The organism is Actinoplanes sp. NPDC049599, assembly GCF_044465625.1.
Lineage (GTDB): Bacteria > Actinomycetota > Actinomycetes > Mycobacteriales > Micromonosporaceae > Actinoplanes.
Window position 1 is genome coordinate 120989 of sequence record NZ_JBITLX010000022.1, and the last position, 14640, is coordinate 135628.

Annotated in this window: 12 protein-coding genes; 1 reads left to right on the forward strand and 11 read right to left on the reverse strand. The window is 74.4% G+C overall.

The genetic code is table 11. The features are described 5' to 3' along the window. Window positions 1-85: 85 nt before the first annotated feature. Together ACIBQZ_RS31240 and ACIBQZ_RS31245 are read right to left on the reverse strand one after the other, a co-directional pair. Window positions 86-1084 (reverse strand): CU044_5270 family protein, encoded by a 999-nt coding sequence (locus ACIBQZ_RS31240; RefSeq protein ID WP_396092407.1) that lies wholly within the window; start codon window positions 1082-1084, stop codon window positions 86-88. After that, on the reverse strand, window positions 1081-1707 hold the full coding sequence (locus ACIBQZ_RS31245) for an RNA polymerase sigma factor (protein ID WP_396092408.1): 627 nt from the start codon (window positions 1705-1707) through the stop codon (window positions 1081-1083). Before ACIBQZ_RS31245 ends, ACIBQZ_RS31240 begins: the two co-directional genes overlap by 4 nt. 74 nt (window positions 1708-1781) lie before the next feature. Between ACIBQZ_RS31245 and ACIBQZ_RS31250 the strand changes: the two genes are divergently transcribed. Further along, a complete protein-coding gene (locus ACIBQZ_RS31250; protein ID WP_396092409.1) occupies window positions 1782-2039 on the forward strand; it encodes a hypothetical protein in 258 nt (85 codons plus the stop codon). 39 nt (window positions 2040-2078) lie between these two features. Here the strand turns inward: ACIBQZ_RS31250 and ACIBQZ_RS31255 are convergent, their stop codons facing one another. From ACIBQZ_RS31255 to recN, 9 genes are all read right to left on the reverse strand, one after another. Continuing rightward, window positions 2079-2675 carry an NUDIX domain-containing protein gene (locus tag ACIBQZ_RS31255; RefSeq protein ID WP_396092410.1) on the reverse strand — a complete coding sequence of 199 codons (597 nt, stop codon included), beginning with the start codon at window positions 2673-2675 and terminating at the stop codon, window positions 2079-2081. Then, window positions 2672-4426 (reverse strand): CTP synthase, encoded by a 1755-nt coding sequence (locus tag ACIBQZ_RS31260; protein ID WP_396092411.1) that lies wholly within the window; start codon window positions 4424-4426, stop codon window positions 2672-2674. Before ACIBQZ_RS31260 ends, ACIBQZ_RS31255 begins: the two co-directional genes overlap by 4 nt. Window positions 4427-4567: 141 nt before the next feature. Continuing rightward, the gene (locus ACIBQZ_RS31265; RefSeq protein ID WP_396092439.1) at window positions 4568-6808 is read right to left on the reverse strand and encodes a hypothetical protein; all 2241 of its coding nucleotides are present in this window, start codon (window positions 6806-6808) and stop codon (window positions 4568-4570) included. A 59-nt stretch (window positions 6809-6867) separates the two neighbouring features. Beyond that, entirely contained in the window at window positions 6868-8001 is a 1134-nt protein-coding gene (locus ACIBQZ_RS31270; RefSeq protein WP_396092412.1) for a glycosyltransferase family 4 protein, read from the reverse strand. Continuing rightward, window positions 7998-9623: a murein biosynthesis integral membrane protein MurJ gene (murJ, locus tag ACIBQZ_RS31275; protein ID WP_396092413.1), complete on the reverse strand. Its 1626-nt coding sequence runs from the start codon at window positions 9621-9623 to the stop codon at window positions 7998-8000. Before murJ ends, ACIBQZ_RS31270 begins: the two co-directional genes overlap by 4 nt. Beyond that, complete coding sequence (locus tag ACIBQZ_RS31280) at window positions 9620-10486, reverse strand: hypothetical protein (RefSeq protein WP_396092414.1); 867 nt, start codon at window positions 10484-10486, stop codon at window positions 9620-9622. Before ACIBQZ_RS31280 ends, murJ begins: the two co-directional genes overlap by 4 nt. Before the next feature lie 89 nt (window positions 10487-10575). Further along, window positions 10576-11505: a copper transporter gene (locus ACIBQZ_RS31285; protein WP_396092415.1), complete on the reverse strand. Its 930-nt coding sequence runs from the start codon at window positions 11503-11505 to the stop codon at window positions 10576-10578. Window positions 11506-11532: 27 nt separating this feature from the next. Next, window positions 11533-12711, reverse strand: coding sequence for a putative cytokinetic ring protein SteA (gene steA / locus ACIBQZ_RS31290; RefSeq protein WP_396092416.1), 1179 nt, complete (start codon window positions 12709-12711; stop codon window positions 11533-11535). 80 nt (window positions 12712-12791) lie between these two features. Then, the gene (recN, locus tag ACIBQZ_RS31295; protein WP_396092417.1) at window positions 12792-14576 is read right to left on the reverse strand and encodes a DNA repair protein RecN; all 1785 of its coding nucleotides are present in this window, start codon (window positions 14574-14576) and stop codon (window positions 12792-12794) included. Window positions 14577-14640 lie beyond the last annotated feature (64 nt).

The window sequence follows — 14640 nt, forward strand, 5'->3', positions numbered from 1 at the left end:
GCTCATACCCGAGACGGGCTGCTTCGCAGATTACCGTCCCACCAAGTGGAAGATACTGCCGATCTGTCGCCTGAAGATCAAGATGCTATTCCGGCAGGTCGCCCGCGGCGCGGACGACGCCGCGTGCCAGCACCGCGGTGGTGGCGGTGAGCATGCCGGCCTTGCCGTCCTCGGTGTCCCGGACCAGGTACGAACGCTCGCCGAGGTACGCGAAGGTGCGCGCGTCGAAGATCCACTCCTCCCGTTCGCCGAACTCGTCGGTGCGGGCCACCGCGACGCCGTGCCGGCCCTCCGCGTCGACCGAGTCGGCCACCAGCACCACGCCGGGGATCTTCGCGGCGGCCCGGTAGATGGCGGCGGCCACCTGCGGGGGCAGCAGCGACTCCCGCAGCGCCTCACCGAGGAACTCGAACGCCGCGGCGTTCGGACCGCTGCCCCGCCCCTCGGTGTCGGCGTAGACCCTCGTGAGCAGCTCGGCCGGATCGGTGGGCAGGCCGGCGTAGCGGCTGTTCGGCGCCGCGCCGGTCAGCCCGAACGTCTCGCCGCGCTCCCGGATCAGCCCCTCGCTGCCCTGCGACGCGGGCACCCAGAGCTCGCGGTCGTGCACCTGGTCCAGGACCCGCCGGTCGACCCCGGCCTGCTGGGGCCCGGAGTCGTTGTCCCCGGCGAAGACCAGCCAGGCCACCTTGCTCTTGATGTAGACGTACTCGTCGGCGCCGACCGGCACCGGCGGCTCCTTCCCGGCGACCAGGGCCACCCGTTCCATCAGCGGTGCCACCCCGGTCGCGTCGCCGGCGACGACCGCCACGACCGGGCTGGTGAAGGAGGTCACTCCGCCGTTCCCGGGCCGGCCGAGCACCGCCGCCCCGACGCCGGCCGCGACCAGGACGGCGGCCGCGACCGGCACGGCGAGCAGCGCGAAGCGACGGGGAGACCGGGTGGCGCGGGCCTCGGTGATCTGTTGCATGAAGGCGTCCTTGAGCAGCAGGTGACGGTCGGTGCTCAGCGCCGGGTCTCCCGGCGGCGGCAACAGGCGGGCCAGCTCGGCACGTTCTGCAGCGTCGAGTCGTGGTGACTGGTTCATCGGTTGCGCTCCTGATTCGACCGGGCCGTGTCGGTACGGCCATCCAGTACCTGTCCGCTGCCCCGCTCCGGTTCCCGGGTGCCGGGCACCTCCGCGGTCATCTCCCGCAGCCGGGCCCGGGCCCGGGACAGCCGGGACCGGACCGTGCCGATCGGCACGCCGAGCGCCTCGGCGGCCTGCGCGTAGTCGAGCCCGGACCAGACGCAGAGCGTGAAGACCTCCCGATCGGTCGGCAGCAGCCGGTGCAGGGCGGCTGCCGCGGCGGCCAGCTGCTCGCTGTCGCGCATCCGATTGACGAGCTCGTCGGCGAAGTCCGGCATCGCCTCGGCAGGCGGCAGCCGGATCAGCGCTGCGGCGTGCCGGCGGGCGGTACGCCGGTTGTTGCGCAACACGTTGACGGCGATGCCGAGCAGCCAGGGCAGCACGCTGTCGCCGTCGGGCCGCAGACTGCCGCGCAGCCGCCAGGCCTCCAGGAAGGTCAGCGACACGATGTCCTCGGCCGAGCTCCAGCTGCCGCTGCTCCGGACGACGTGCCGGTACACCGCACAGGCATGGTCGGTGAAGAGCTGCCCGAACGCCGCGGTGTCACCGGCGCGTATCCGGGCTCGCTGAGAAGGGTTCACGACCGTTCCTGTCCGCTCGCGACACCGAGTTCCTGTGTCCGTGGTCACACCGCGCCCGCGGACGTGGCGAGCGCGTGCGGGCGCCCGGCAGCGACCAGAACACCATGCTGGCGCTGCGCCGCGACCAGACCTCCGCAGAGTCGTTCCCCGAGGACGGGGCCGAGGACCACGACGACGCGGTGCGGCAGATGACGATCGCCTACCGGGCGCGGACCCGGGCGATGATCTCGCGGGGCTCGGTGGGCGGCACCTTCACCGACGCGGAGATCGACGCGTTCCCGGCCTCGCCGAACGGCCGCCGGCTCACCGGCGAGGCGTTTCTCAAGGCCTGAGGCCGGTACGCCCACAGCGGCGGGCGCACCGGTCAGAGCTCACAACGGCGGGGTGGTCGCCGGGCGCAGGGTGGCCCAGCCGTCCTCGCGGGCGCGGGCGGCGGCCAGCAGGCCGGCGACCGCCGCGGCGTTGGTGATCTCGCCGCGCAGCACCATCGCGACCGCCTCGTCGAGGTCGCGCCAGACGATCTCGATGTCGGCCTCCTCGTCGGTGCGCTCGTGCCGGTCGGCCTCCGGCACCGGGCGCAGCTCGCGGGCCAGGAAGATCCGGACCGTCTCGGCGCTGAACCCGGGCGAGGTGTGCAGGTCCACCAGCAGGTCGAAGCGGGCGGCGTGCAGGTCCGCCTCCTCGGCCAGCTCGCGGGCGGCGGTGCGGGCCAGGTCCTCGCCGTCGACGTCGCGCAGCCCGGCCGGCAGCTCCCAGAGCCGCTTGCCGACCGCGTGCCGGTACTGCTTGATCAGCACGACCCGGTCGACGTCGTCGAGCGCGACGACCACCACCGCGTTCTTGTTGACCACCACGTCGCGCCCGGCGGTGCCGCCGCCGGACATGGTGACCTGGTCGGAGTAGACCGTGAAGATCGGCCCCGCGTACCGCTCGGTGCGCGAGACCGTCTCGTGCGCGAAGGCCGTCATGACGCGGCGACCGCGGCCTTCTCGGCCTTGCCGGTCTTGCCGGTCTTGCCGACCGGGGCGGCCTGGCCGGGCTCGGCGACCTCCACCGGCAGCTCGTCGGCGGCCGCGTAGGCCACCGCGGCCTTGACGAACGCCGCGAACAGCGGGTGCGCCCGGGTCGGCCGGCTCTTCAGCTCCGGGTGCGCCTGGGTGGCCACGAAGAACGGGTGCGTCTCGCGGTCCAGCTCGATGAACTCGACCAGGCGGCCGTCCGGCGAGGTGCCGGAGAAGCGCAGGCCGGCCGCGCTGAGCCGGTCCCGGTACGCGTTGTTGACCTCGTAGCGGTGCCGGTGCCGCTCGGAGATCTCGGTGCTCTCGTACGCCTCGGCCACCACCGAGCCCGCGACCAGCGCCGCCGGGTACGCGCCCAGCCGCATGGTGCCGCCCAGGTCGCCCTTGCCCGCGACGATGTCCTGCTGGTCGGCCATGGTGGAGATGACCGGGTGCGGCGCCTGCTCGTCGAACTCCAGCGAGTTGGCGCCGTCGAGGCCGGCCAGGTGGCGGGCGGCGTCGATGGTCATGCACTGCAGGCCCAGGCACAGCCCCAGGATCGGGATGCCGTTCTCCCTCGCGTACCGGGAGGTGTTGATCTTGCCCTCGATCCCGCGGATGCCGAAGCCGCCGGGGATCACGATGCCGTCGACGCCCTTCAGGGCGGTCGCGGCGCCGGCCGCGGTGTCGCAGTCGTCGCTGGGCACCCAGCGCAGCTGCACCCGGGCGTGGTTGGCGAAGCCGGCCGCCCGGATCGCCTCGCTCACCGACAGGTACGCGTCCGGCAGGTCGACGTACTTGCCGACCAGCCCGACGGTGATCGTCCGGCGCGGGTGGTGCACCCGCTCCAGCAGGTCGTCCCAGCTCGTCCAGTCCACGTCGCGGAACGACAGGCCAAGCCGGCGCACCACGTACGCGTCCAGGCCCTCGCGGTGCAGCACCTTCGGGATGTCGTAGATGCTCGGCGCGTCCGGGCAGGCCACCACGGCCTCGCGGTCGACGTCGCAGTACAGCGACAGCTTGTGCTTGAGCTTCTCCGGGATCTCCCGGTCGCTGCGGCAGACCAGCGCGTCCGGCTGGATACCGATGTTGCGCAGCGTGGCCACCGAGTGCTGGGTCGGCTTGGTCTTCAGCTCGCCCGACGGCGCCAGGTACGGCACCAGCGACACGTGCAGGTAGAACACGTGGTCCCGGCCGATCTCGTGGCGCACCTGGCGGATCGCCTCCAGGAACGGCAGCGACTCCATGTCGCCCACGGTGCCGCCGACCTCGGTGATGACCACGTCCGGGGTGCGGCCGTACTCGTCGGGGTCGGCCATCGCGAAGATGCGCTCTTTGATCTCGTTGGTGATGTGCGGGATGACCTGCACGGTGTCGCCCAGGTATTCGCCGCGCCGCTCCTTGGCGATCACCGAGGAGTAGATCTGCCCGGTGGTGACGTTCGCCTTGCCGGCCAGCGCCCGGTCCAGGAACCGCTCGTAGTGCCCGACGTCGAGGTCCGTCTCCGCGCCGTCCTCGGTCACGAAGACCTCGCCGTGCTGGAACGGGTTCATCGTGCCGGGGTCGACGTTGAGGTAGGGGTCGAGCTTCTGCATGACGACCCGCAGTCCCCGAGCGGTCAGCAGATTGCCGAGGCTGGAGGCGGTGAGGCCCTTGCCCAGCGAGGAGGCGACGCCCCCGGTGACGAAGATGTGCCGCGTCTCGCGCACTGTTGCTGCCAAGGCCTGCTCCCGTGGTCGGTCAGATGCGATCGTGCAGACCGGCGCTCAACCAGCTTCGGTAGCACGCGCCATCCACGGGATTCCACGGTAACACCATCGCCGCCGCCCGCACGTTCGGGCTGGTCGTCACGCGTGTCCCGGTCAGGCCTGACGCACGGTCACGCCCGCCGAGTCGGATTTGTCGCCCGGGTCGGGAGCCACCGGGCCGGGCCGCATCGACCGGCCGGGCCCGCCGGGGCCGTCGGTGCCGCCCTCCGGCCGGGTCCGGTCGGCGGCGTGGCTGAGCACCCGCAGCGTGGTCAGCACGGCCAGCGGCACGGCCACCGCCGCGGCCGCGCCCGCCACCGCGAACGCCGCCCCGCTGAGCACCCCGGCGATCATCGTGGCGACCACGGTGCCGGCCAGCGCCGCGCGCAGCGCCGGGTGCAGGCCGAAGACCCGGTTGAGGCCGCCCCAGGGCGAGTAGCGGGCGAAGGCCAGCATCAGGACGCCGACCACCGTCAGCAGCGTCAGCGGGCTGTCCAGGGCGTGCCCGTTGGAGGTGGCGGCGCGCTGGATGGCCGGGCCCGCCGTGCCCTCCCCCAGCGCCGTCAGCGCCCGGCCCAGGCTGCCCTGTTCAAGCTCGGGCCGGCGCAGGTCCAGCACCGCGAAGCCGATGGTGACCGCCAGGCCGGCCAGCGCCGCCCAGGCGAAGCGCGGGAAGGTCAGCCAGCCGCCGGTGCTGATCGCGGCGGCCACGCACACCCCGGCGGTGACCGCGATCGCGCCGACCGGGTCCGCGCCCAGGTACGGGCTGCCGACCATGACCACCGCGACGCCGCCGACCAGCACGACCACCACCGGGCGCCAGGGCCGCCGCACCCACTGGGCCACGCAGCCGGCGACGAAGAGCATGCCCGCCACGAACACGCCCAGCCCGACGCTGCCGACGCCGGAATACCGCGACCCCTCGATCGCCGAATACCCGGCGACCCCGTTCAGCTGCAGCTGCGCGCCGGTGAGCAGGTCGAATCCGACCACCGCGGCGGCCACGCCGGAGACCACGCCCAGCGGCCACAGCGTGCGCAGGTACGGCGGCACGAACCGGACGGCGGCGGTGCCGACGGCCATCAGCGCGAAGGTCAGCAGGGCGAAGACGATGCCCGCCCGCCCGGCCCGCCACCAGGGCGCCGCATCGGCCACCAGGGCCGCCGGGATGGCCAGCGCCACCGCGATCAGCAGCACCTCCACGCCCAGCACCAGCGGCCACGGGGCGGCCGCCGGCCCGGTCGGCCCGGCATGCCGGCGGGCCCGGATCATCAACGGCACCACCAGCAGGAAGACCGCCAGCTGGACGGCGCCGAGCGCGGTGAAGAAGGCACCGGCGATGCCGAGCTGCGCGCCGGCCCGCTTGTCGGCGTTGTTCTCCCCGCCGACGGCCTCGGCCGGGTCCGCCGGGCGGCCGGACGCCGACAACGCGCCGAAGCCGCTGAACAGCCCCTCCGGCGGCGGCCGGCCCAGCGCGGTGAGCACGGTGGGCGCGAGGTCCACCAGCTGCAGGTAGCCGTCGCGGCCGGTGCCGGCGGAGGTCAGCCAGCCGCCCTCCCAGCCCGGCCCTTCGGCGATCGCCACGTGCAGCCGCGAGGTGCTGTCGGTGTCCGAGACGCCGGCCACCATGATCAGGGAACGCTCGGGACGGGCGGCGACGATCCGGGCCAGGGTGGCGTCGGCCCGCGCGACCCGGGCCTGCCGGGCGGCGCCCGCACCGGTGATCGTGCCGAGGTCGACCATGCTGAGCACGCAGTCCGACAGCAGCCGGCGGGGGTCCTCGGGCAGGGTGGTCACGTACCGGTCGACGCGCCCGAACGGCCGGGCCGCCGCGATGGCCGCGCCCGGGCCCACGGCCACGGTGCACCGGACCGACTCCGCGAGCGCGCCGGGCAGCGCCCCGTACGGCTGGTTGTCCTGGTTGGCGCGGACCACCCCGGCCAGGCCCGGCAGGTTGGCGCCGAGCGCGTCGGGCTGGGTCAGGGCGGGCTCCACCGGCGGGCACTGGCCGTTCACCCGGGTGTTCGCCCAGATCGCGTAGTTGCCGGCGCCGAGGGTGAGCCAGCCGTCGGCGGGGCAGGTGGTGGAGTGGGCGGAGCGCACCGACAGCCAGCCGATCGAGCCGCGGGTCGCCTCCTGCCACAGCGCCGGGGTGCGCTGCGGGTCGAGGTCCTCCCAGCGCAGCCCGGCGGCGCCGGCCAGGATGACGTAGTCGGCGGTGTCCTGCGGGGCGCCGGTGGTGGGCCGCACGGCGAGCCCGGCCAGGCTGGCCGCCGCGGCCAGCACGATCAAAAGGTACGGCAGCCAGGTCCGTCCGCGCCGCTTGCGCGACGGCGGCGCGGAGTCCGGCCGGATGCCCCGGCGGACCGTGTCGCGCAGGCGCCGCACCCAGCGTGCGGCACGCGTCGGGTTGCTCACCCCTGGCCTGCCCGCGCGGTGGTCGTCACCGAGGCGTACGCGGCCAGCACGTCGGCCACCGTGTCCTGTTCGGTCGGCCAGCTCGCGGCCTGCCGCGGACCGCGCGCCGCATACTCCGCCCGCCGCGCCGGGTCGGCCAGCATCGCGCGCACCGCGGTGTCCAGCGCGTCCACGCTGCCCGGCGGGATCAGCACGGCCGCGTCGCCGACCAGGCCGGGCAGCCCGCCCACGGCGGTGCTGATCAGCGGCACCCCCGCGTGCAGCGCCTCCTGGGCGAACAGCTGCCGGGCCTCCCAGTCGCTGGTGATCAGGGCCAGGTCGGCGCCGGCCAGCAGGTCGGGCACGTCGGCGCGGTGGCCGAGCAGGTAGAGCTTGGCGCGCAGCTCCGAGGCGCGCTGGGCCAGCTGCATGTAGCTGGGGCCGGAGCCCGCCACCACCACCATCGGCGGCGGGGTCAGCTCCCGCCAGCGGGCGGCGGCCTCGATGAGCAGGTCGTAGCGCTTCTGCGGGTGCAGCCGGCCGACCGAGAGGATCAGCGGGGTGTCCGGGGTGATCCGGAACTCGGCGCGCACGGCGGCGCGGCTGCGCCGCGGCGCGGGCAGCGCGGGCGCGGCGACGGCGCTCAGCCGCGCCTTGCGGGCGCCCACCGACACGGCCCGGTCGACCAGGTCCTGCGACGCGCCGAGGGTGAGCGTGGCGGCCCGCGCGACGATCCGCTCGACCAGCGCCGACGCCTGACCGCGCAGGCCGCGGGCGAGGACCGCGTTGTGCCAGGTGACCACCAGCGGCACGGCGGGCCGGGTCAGCGAGGCGACGAACGCCGCCCGCAGGCCGTGCGCGTGCAGCACGTCGATCTCCCGGCCGTTGAGCGCCCGGCGCATGGCCCGGACCGCGCCGGAGTCCTGCGGGCCGGGCGAGGCCGGGATCTCCACGGCGGCGAACTGCGCGCCGGCCGCGGCGAAGCCGAAGTGCTCGTCGGTCGCGGCCGGGCCGACCACCAGCACCCGGCAGCCGGCGGCCAGCAGGCCGCGGGCCAGCGAGGCCACGTGCTGGCCGACGCCGCCGGTGCTGGAGCCCAGCACCAGCGCGACCGAGCCCTGCCACGTCGCCGCCCGCGGTGCGTCGGTCACGATGCGCCCTTCCCGTTCGATGCTGACGTCCGGCGGATCCGCCCGGTCACGGAGGCGACCAGGGGCCGCAGGTCGTGGCGATCCAGCGGGTAGGTCACCGCGAAGAACACGACCGCCACCACGACACCGCCCAGCATGCCGGAAAGCACGCTCGCCCACCCTGCCGGGGTCGGGCCGGCGACCTCTGCCAGGCCCTGCACGACGCCCCAGCCGGCCGCGGCGGCCGCGACCGCCGCCACGATACCGACGCCGGCCGCCCGTGGCAGTCCCGCCAGCGCGCCGGCGCCGGCCCGGCGGCGTACGGCAACGACCAGCAGCACCCCCAGCGCGATCATGCCGACGCTGTTGGCCAGCGCGAGCGCGAGCACCCGGCCGTCGCCGGGCAGCACCGCGGTCAGGACCAGCGCGGCGACCGCGGCGACCGCCCAGCCCGCGGCCGTGGCCGCGGCGGCGGAGGCGGTTGCGCCCCGGGCGTACAGCGCGCGGGAGAGCAGCGCGAACAGGGCGTAGCCGAGCAGCCCGGGGGCGAACCCGACGATGCCGGGCGCCGCGCGCGGCGTGCCCAGCAGGGCCGTGACCGGCTCGGCGATCGCGACCAGGGCCGCGCCGCCGAGGCAGGCCAGCAGCACCACCGTCCGGGCGGTGCCGGCCAGCGCGGCGCGGTAGCCGTCCTCGTCGCCACGCTCGGCGGTCGCGGACAGGGTCGGATAGGCGGCCGTGGCGAGCGGCACCGCCAGCACCGCCCACGGCAGCAGGTACAGCGCCTGGGCCAGGTTGAACCGGGTCAGGTCGCCGTCGCCGGCCGCGAGCGCGAGCACCACCACGACCATGAGCTGCTGGGAGCCGACGGTGACCGCGCCGGCCCAGCCGAGCCGGACGACCTGCCGGCCCGCGTCGCCGGGGAAGCGCACCGCCGGGCGCAGCCGCAGCCGCAGGCCCCGCAACGGCACCAGCAGGCACAGGCTGAGCACGACGACGCCGAGCGTGGTGCCCAGCGACAGGGCCAGCTCACCGCCGGCGCTCAGCTCGCCCAGCCCGCTGCCCCGCCCGTCCACCAGCGCGTACGTGAGGTAGGCGGCCATCACGGTGACGCTGGACAGCAGCGGGGCGAGCACCGGCCAGGCGAAGCGGTGGTGGGCCTGCAGGATGCCGGTGAGCACGATGCCGACGCCGTACAGCGGCAGCTGCGGCGCGAAGATCCGCAGCATCCGCGCGCCGACCTCGTGGGCCTCCGGCGGCATGTCCGGCAGCAGCCCGACGATCGGCCCGGCCAGCACCGCGACCAGCACCGCCAGCGGCACGAGCAGCAGCAGCGTCCAGGTCAGCAGCGCCGACGCGACGGCGTCGACCCGGTCGCGGTCACCGGCTGCCACGGCCCCGGCCAGCAGCGGCACCACCAGGCTGGCCAGCGCACCGCCGGCGACCAGCTCGAAGACGATGTTGGGCACGGTGTTCGCCGCGTTGTAGAGGTCACCGAGCGAGTTGTCCCGCACCGTGCTGATGAACACCACCGTGCGGCCGAAGCCCGCGATCCGGGCCAGCACCGTGAGCCCGGCGATCAGCGCGGCGGCACCGGCGATCCGCCCGGCGCCGGAACGTGGCGTGGAGGCCGTATCGGTCATTCCGCCGGCCGGCGGCCGAGCGCGTCGAGCTCGCGCAGCCACGGCGTGTCCTGGATGACCTTGGTGAAGCTGACCTTCTCGCTGGCGGCGGTCAGCGCGGCCAGCACGGTCAGCGCGACGGCCCGCCCGGCCGGCCCGGTGCGGGCGGCCAGCGCCACCCCGAGCAGCGCGCCGAGGGCGTTGGCGCCGGCGTCGCCGAGCATGATCTCCTCGCCGAGATCGGCGGGCAGCAGCGCCGCGCCCGCGCCCAGCGTCCCGGCGGCCACCGCGCCGCCGCGCCCGACCGCCAGCGGTACGCCGATCAGCGTGCCGGCCTTCAGCGCCCGGCCGGGGCGCAGGTCGAGCAGGTTGAGCAGGTTCGCGGTGCCGGCGATGACGCCCGCGCCGAGCAGCACGTCGACGGCGCCACGGACGGCCCCGCCCGAGCGCCGGGCGGGATGGGCGCGCACCCGCGGGTCGGCGGCGAGCAGGGCCGCGGCGGCCAGCCCGGCGGCGCCGACCCCGGCGATCTTGACCAGGCCGCTGGTGACCCGGCCCTCGCGCAGCGCGCCCAGGTGCCCGGCGAAACCCTTGGCGGCCTTCTGCTCGGGCCGGTTGCCGACGATGTCGTCGTAGAACCCGACCGCGCCGGCGGTCGCACCCGCGGTGACGACGGCGGCGGCCACCGACCGGCCGGACGCACCGAACGCGGCGCCGACGGTGGCGCCCACCGCGAGCGCGGGACCACCCGCCAGGGTGACCGTGCGGCCGTGGAAGTTGGTGCGCCGCAGCTCGGCCTCGCGCGGATCCAGCCGGATCCAGGCCAGGGCGGCCCGCGCCGCCAGCGCACCGGTGCCGAACGACTTCACGACCTTGCCGGCCATGTTGCACACTCCTGCCTCGCCGGGCCGCACCCCTCGGCGGCCGACCGCCGAGTCTAGGCGGTCGGCGCCCGACGGCCCCGCAGGCGTGCTTAAGCCGCGGTCTTCGGCACCTGGGAGGACGCGCCCGCGGACAGGCCGTACTGGCCGACCTTGCCGGCCACGACCCGCTCGACGACGGTCATCGCGGTGGCCAGCTGGCCCTGCTCGGTGCTCACGTTGTCCACCGTGGAGATGTTCTTGACCAGGGTCGGGTCGGCCCGGATCTCGGCGACCAGGTTGCCGTCGCCGATCCCGTTGCCGCCGACCACCAGCGGCCGGTCCTCGACGAACTGGGTGGTCAGGGTGACCGCGTTCTGATTCTTCTTGGCGGCGTCGCGGTCGACCGGCGGCAGCCCGGAGACCACCACGGTGGCCTCGGCGCCGGGCGCGATCTCGTCGGAGACGTTGAGGTAGCCGGGCTCGGCGTAGGCGGCCAGCACGGCGGTGAGGTCGCCGGGCGACACCGGCTGCGCCTTCTGCAGCAGGGCGACCGCCAGCAGCGCGCTGGAGGTCTCGACGCCGTCGCTGTTGAGCGGCAGGCCCTCCACCGGCACCGTCGGGCGGGAGGCCTTGTCGGCCAGGTCGAGCAGCTCGAACGCGTTCGCCGGGTCGAAGAACTTGTCCTGCACGGTGACCGTACCGGTGATCCTGGCGCCGGCGACGGTGAGCATCGAGGTCACGCCGTCGACGTAGTCCTGGCCGCTGGGCAGCACCACCACGAGGATCTTGCGGTTGGCCAGCTTGCCGTTGAGCAGCGCGGGCGAGACCTCGGTGGCGAAGTCCTGCGTCCGGTTCAGCTCCTCGCGGTACTGGTTGGCCTGCTCGCGGTAGTTGCTGTTGTCCTTGCTCAGCGCGTCGACGCGGTCCTTGAGCGTGTCGGCGACCGGCCCGTTGAGCGCGGCGGTGCCGACCACCAGCCCGATCGCGAGGGCGAGGAAGACCGCGGTGAGCGACACCACGTGGTACCGGAAATTGATCACGCCAAAAGCCTCTTGGTCACTCGCGGATTAGAAAAGCTGTCCTAATTGGAAGACCAGATTGTCCCACCACTCGGACACCACGGACAGGTAGGCCTTGCCGACCGTGGAGACCGCGACCGCCGAGGCCATCGCCGCGACCGCGGAGAGCACGAGCAGCAGCAGGGCCGAGCCGGAGATGTTCTGCTTGTAGAGCCGGCTCACGCCCTTGGCGTCGACCAGCTTGCCGCCCACCTTGAGCCGGGTCAGGAACGTCGAGGCCATGCCGCCGCGGCCCTTGTCGAGGAACTCGACCAGGTTGGCGTGCGTGCCGACCGCGACGATGAGCGTGGCGCCCTTCTCGTCGGCCAGCAGCATGGCCAGGTCCTCGCTGGTGGCGGCGGCGGGGAAGGTCACCGCGGGCACGCCGAGCCCGTGCACCCGGTCCAGGCCGGGCGCGCGCCCGTCCGGGTACGCGTGCACGATCACCTCGGCGCCGCAGCGCAGCACGTCGTCGGTGACCGAGTCCATGTCGCCGATGATGATGTCCGGGGTGTAGCCGGACTCGACCAGCGCGTCCGCCCCGCCGTCGACCCCGATCAGCACCGGTTTGAACTCGCGGATGTACGGCCGCAGCACGTCCAGGTCGGCCTTGTAGTCGTAACCGCGCACGACGATGAGCACGTGCCGGCCGGAGATCCGGGTCTGCACGTCCGGCACGCCGACGCCGTCCAGCAACAGGTCGCGTTCCTGCTTGAGGTAGTCCATGGTGTTGGCCGCGAACGCCTCGAGCTGCACGGACAGGCCCTCGCGCGCGTCGGCCATGGCGGCGGCGACGGTCTGGGTGTCCTGCCGGATGCCGGAGGCGATCGGCTCGCCGTCGAGCAGCACGGTGTCGTCGACGATGCTGACCCGGTCGCCCTCGCTGATCCGGTCGAACACCTCCTCGCCGAGATCGTCGATGAGCACGATGCCGGCCTGGATGAGCACCTCGGGCCCGAGGTTCGGATACCGGCCGGAGATCGACGGCTTGACGTTGAGCACGGCCGCGACCCCGACGGCGACCAGCGAGTCGGCGGCGACCCGGTCGATGTCGACGTGGTCGATCACGGCGATGTCACCGGGGCGCAGTCGTCCGACCAGGCGCTTGGTCCGGCGATCGAGGCGGGCGATGCCGGAGAAGGCACCCGGTTCGACGCTCCGGGTCCGGCGCAAGGTGGGAAGTCGCATCCCGGCCATCCTGACACGCCGTTTCACCCATGCCGCACGCGACATGCACAAGGTCACCGACAAAAGGTACGAATTACCCGTCACTCATCGTGAGTTCCGCCGTTTCCTCGAGCGCGTTTCTCCTTGTCGGCGACCGCCAGCAGCTCCTCGGCGTGGGCGATGCCCAGGTCGGAATCCGGCAGGCCCGCCAGCATCCGGGCCAGCTCGCGGGCCCGCTCCGTCTCCTCGACGATGCGCACCCCGCTGGTGGTGATCGCCCCGCTGGTGTCCTTGGCGACCACCAGGTGCCGGTCGGCGAACGCGGCCACCTGCGGCAGGTGGGTCACCACCAGCACCTGGTGGGTGCGCGCCAGCCGGGCCAGCCGGCGGCCGATCTCGACCGCGGCCTGGCCGCCCACCCCGGAGTCGACCTCGTCGAACACCAGCGTCGGCGGGCCGCCGGCCCCGGCGAACACCACCTCTATGGCCAGCATGACCCGGGACAGCTCGCCACCCGAGGCGCCCTTCTGCAGCGGCAGCGCGGGCGCGCCGGGGTGCGCGATCAGCCGCAGCTCGATCTCGTCACCGCCGTCCGGGCCCACGGCCAGCTCGGCGCCGTCGACCGGAACGGTGGGCTCGTCGCGCCCGCCGACCCGCGGCTGCACGACGATCTCGACCCGGGCGTGCGGCATGGCGAGGCCGGCCAGCTCGACGCTGACCTGATCGGAGAAGCGGCCCGCGGCCTCCAGCCGGGCGACGGTCAGCCGGCCGGCCAGCTCACCGACGGTCACGGCCAGCCGCAACCGTTCCTTGTCCAGCTCCTCCAGCAGCTCGTCGGAGCTGTCCAGCGCGGCCAGCCGGGTGCGGGCGTTGTCGGCCCAGGCGATGACGCCCTCGACGTCGTCGGCGTATTTACGGGTCAGCGCGCGCAGCGCGGCCCGGCGCTCGTAGATGACCTCGAGCCGGGCCGGGTCGGCGTCCAGCGCGCTCAGGTAGGCCGACAGCTCGGCGGAGACGTCACCGACCAGGGTGGCGGCCTCCTCGATCCGGGCGGCCAGCTCCCCCAGCGCCGGGTCGACGGTGGCCTGCGCCTCCAGCGTGCGGCGGGCGGCACCGAGCAGCACCGTCGCGTCGGGTGTCTCCTCGGTGGCCTCGACGCCGCCGGCCAGCGCCTGCGCGGCGACCGTGGCGGCCGCGCGCAGCCCCTCGGCGTGCTCCAGGCGCTGCACCTCGGCGCGCAGGTCGTCGTCCTCGCCGGGCTGCGGGTCCACCCGGGTGATCTCGTCGAGGCCCAGGGTCAGCAGGTCGGCCTCCTGGTTGCGCTCGCGGGCGTGCCGGCGCCGGTCGGCCAGATCCTCGACCACCGCCCGCCAGCGGGTGAACGCCTCGCGATAGGTCTCCAGCAGCTTCTCGTGCTCGGCGCCGGCGAACCGGTCCAGCGCGGCGCGCTGCTCCGACGGGCGCAGCAGGCGCAGCTGGTCGGACTGGCCGTGCACGGCGACGACCTGCTCACCGACCTCGCTGAGCATCGCCACCGGCATGCTGCGGCCGCCGACGTGCGCCCGCGAGCGGCCCTCGATGGTGACCGTGCGGCTCAGCAGCACCGAGCCGTCGTCGTCCATCTCGCCACCCGCGTCGGTGATCCGGGTCTGCACCGCGTCGCCCAGCGAACCGGCGAGCCGCAACCGGCCCTCCACCACGGCACGTCCGGGGTCGGCACGGACCCGGCCGGCGTCGGCCCGGCCGCCGAAGAGCAGCCCTAGTCCGGTCACGACCATCGTCTTGCCGGCACCGGTCTCGCCGGTGATGGCATTCATGCCTGTGGTCAGCCGTAACGTCGTGTCATCGATGACGCCCAGCCCGGTGATGCGCAGTTCCTCCAGCACAGGGCGAACAGTATCGGTGCCCACCGACAATTGCCCACCGAGGTCGGCCGGGACCCGGCTCCCG

Coding starts and splice junctions, on each gene's coding strand:
- ACIBQZ_RS31240 (WP_396092407.1), bottom strand. CDS start 1,084: ATGAACCAGTCACCACGACTCGACGCTGCAGAACGTGCCGAGCTGGCC.
- steA (WP_396092416.1), bottom strand. CDS start 12,711: ATGCGACTTCCCACCTTGCGCCGGACCCGGAGCGTCGAACCGGGTGCC.
- murJ (WP_396092413.1), bottom strand. CDS start 9,623: ATGACCGATACGGCCTCCACGCCACGTTCCGGCGCCGGGCGGATCGCC.
- ACIBQZ_RS31280 (WP_396092414.1), bottom strand. CDS start 10,486: ATGGCCGGCAAGGTCGTGAAGTCGTTCGGCACCGGTGCGCTGGCGGCG.
- ACIBQZ_RS31255 (WP_396092410.1), bottom strand. CDS start 2,675: ATGACGGCCTTCGCGCACGAGACGGTCTCGCGCACCGAGCGGTACGCG.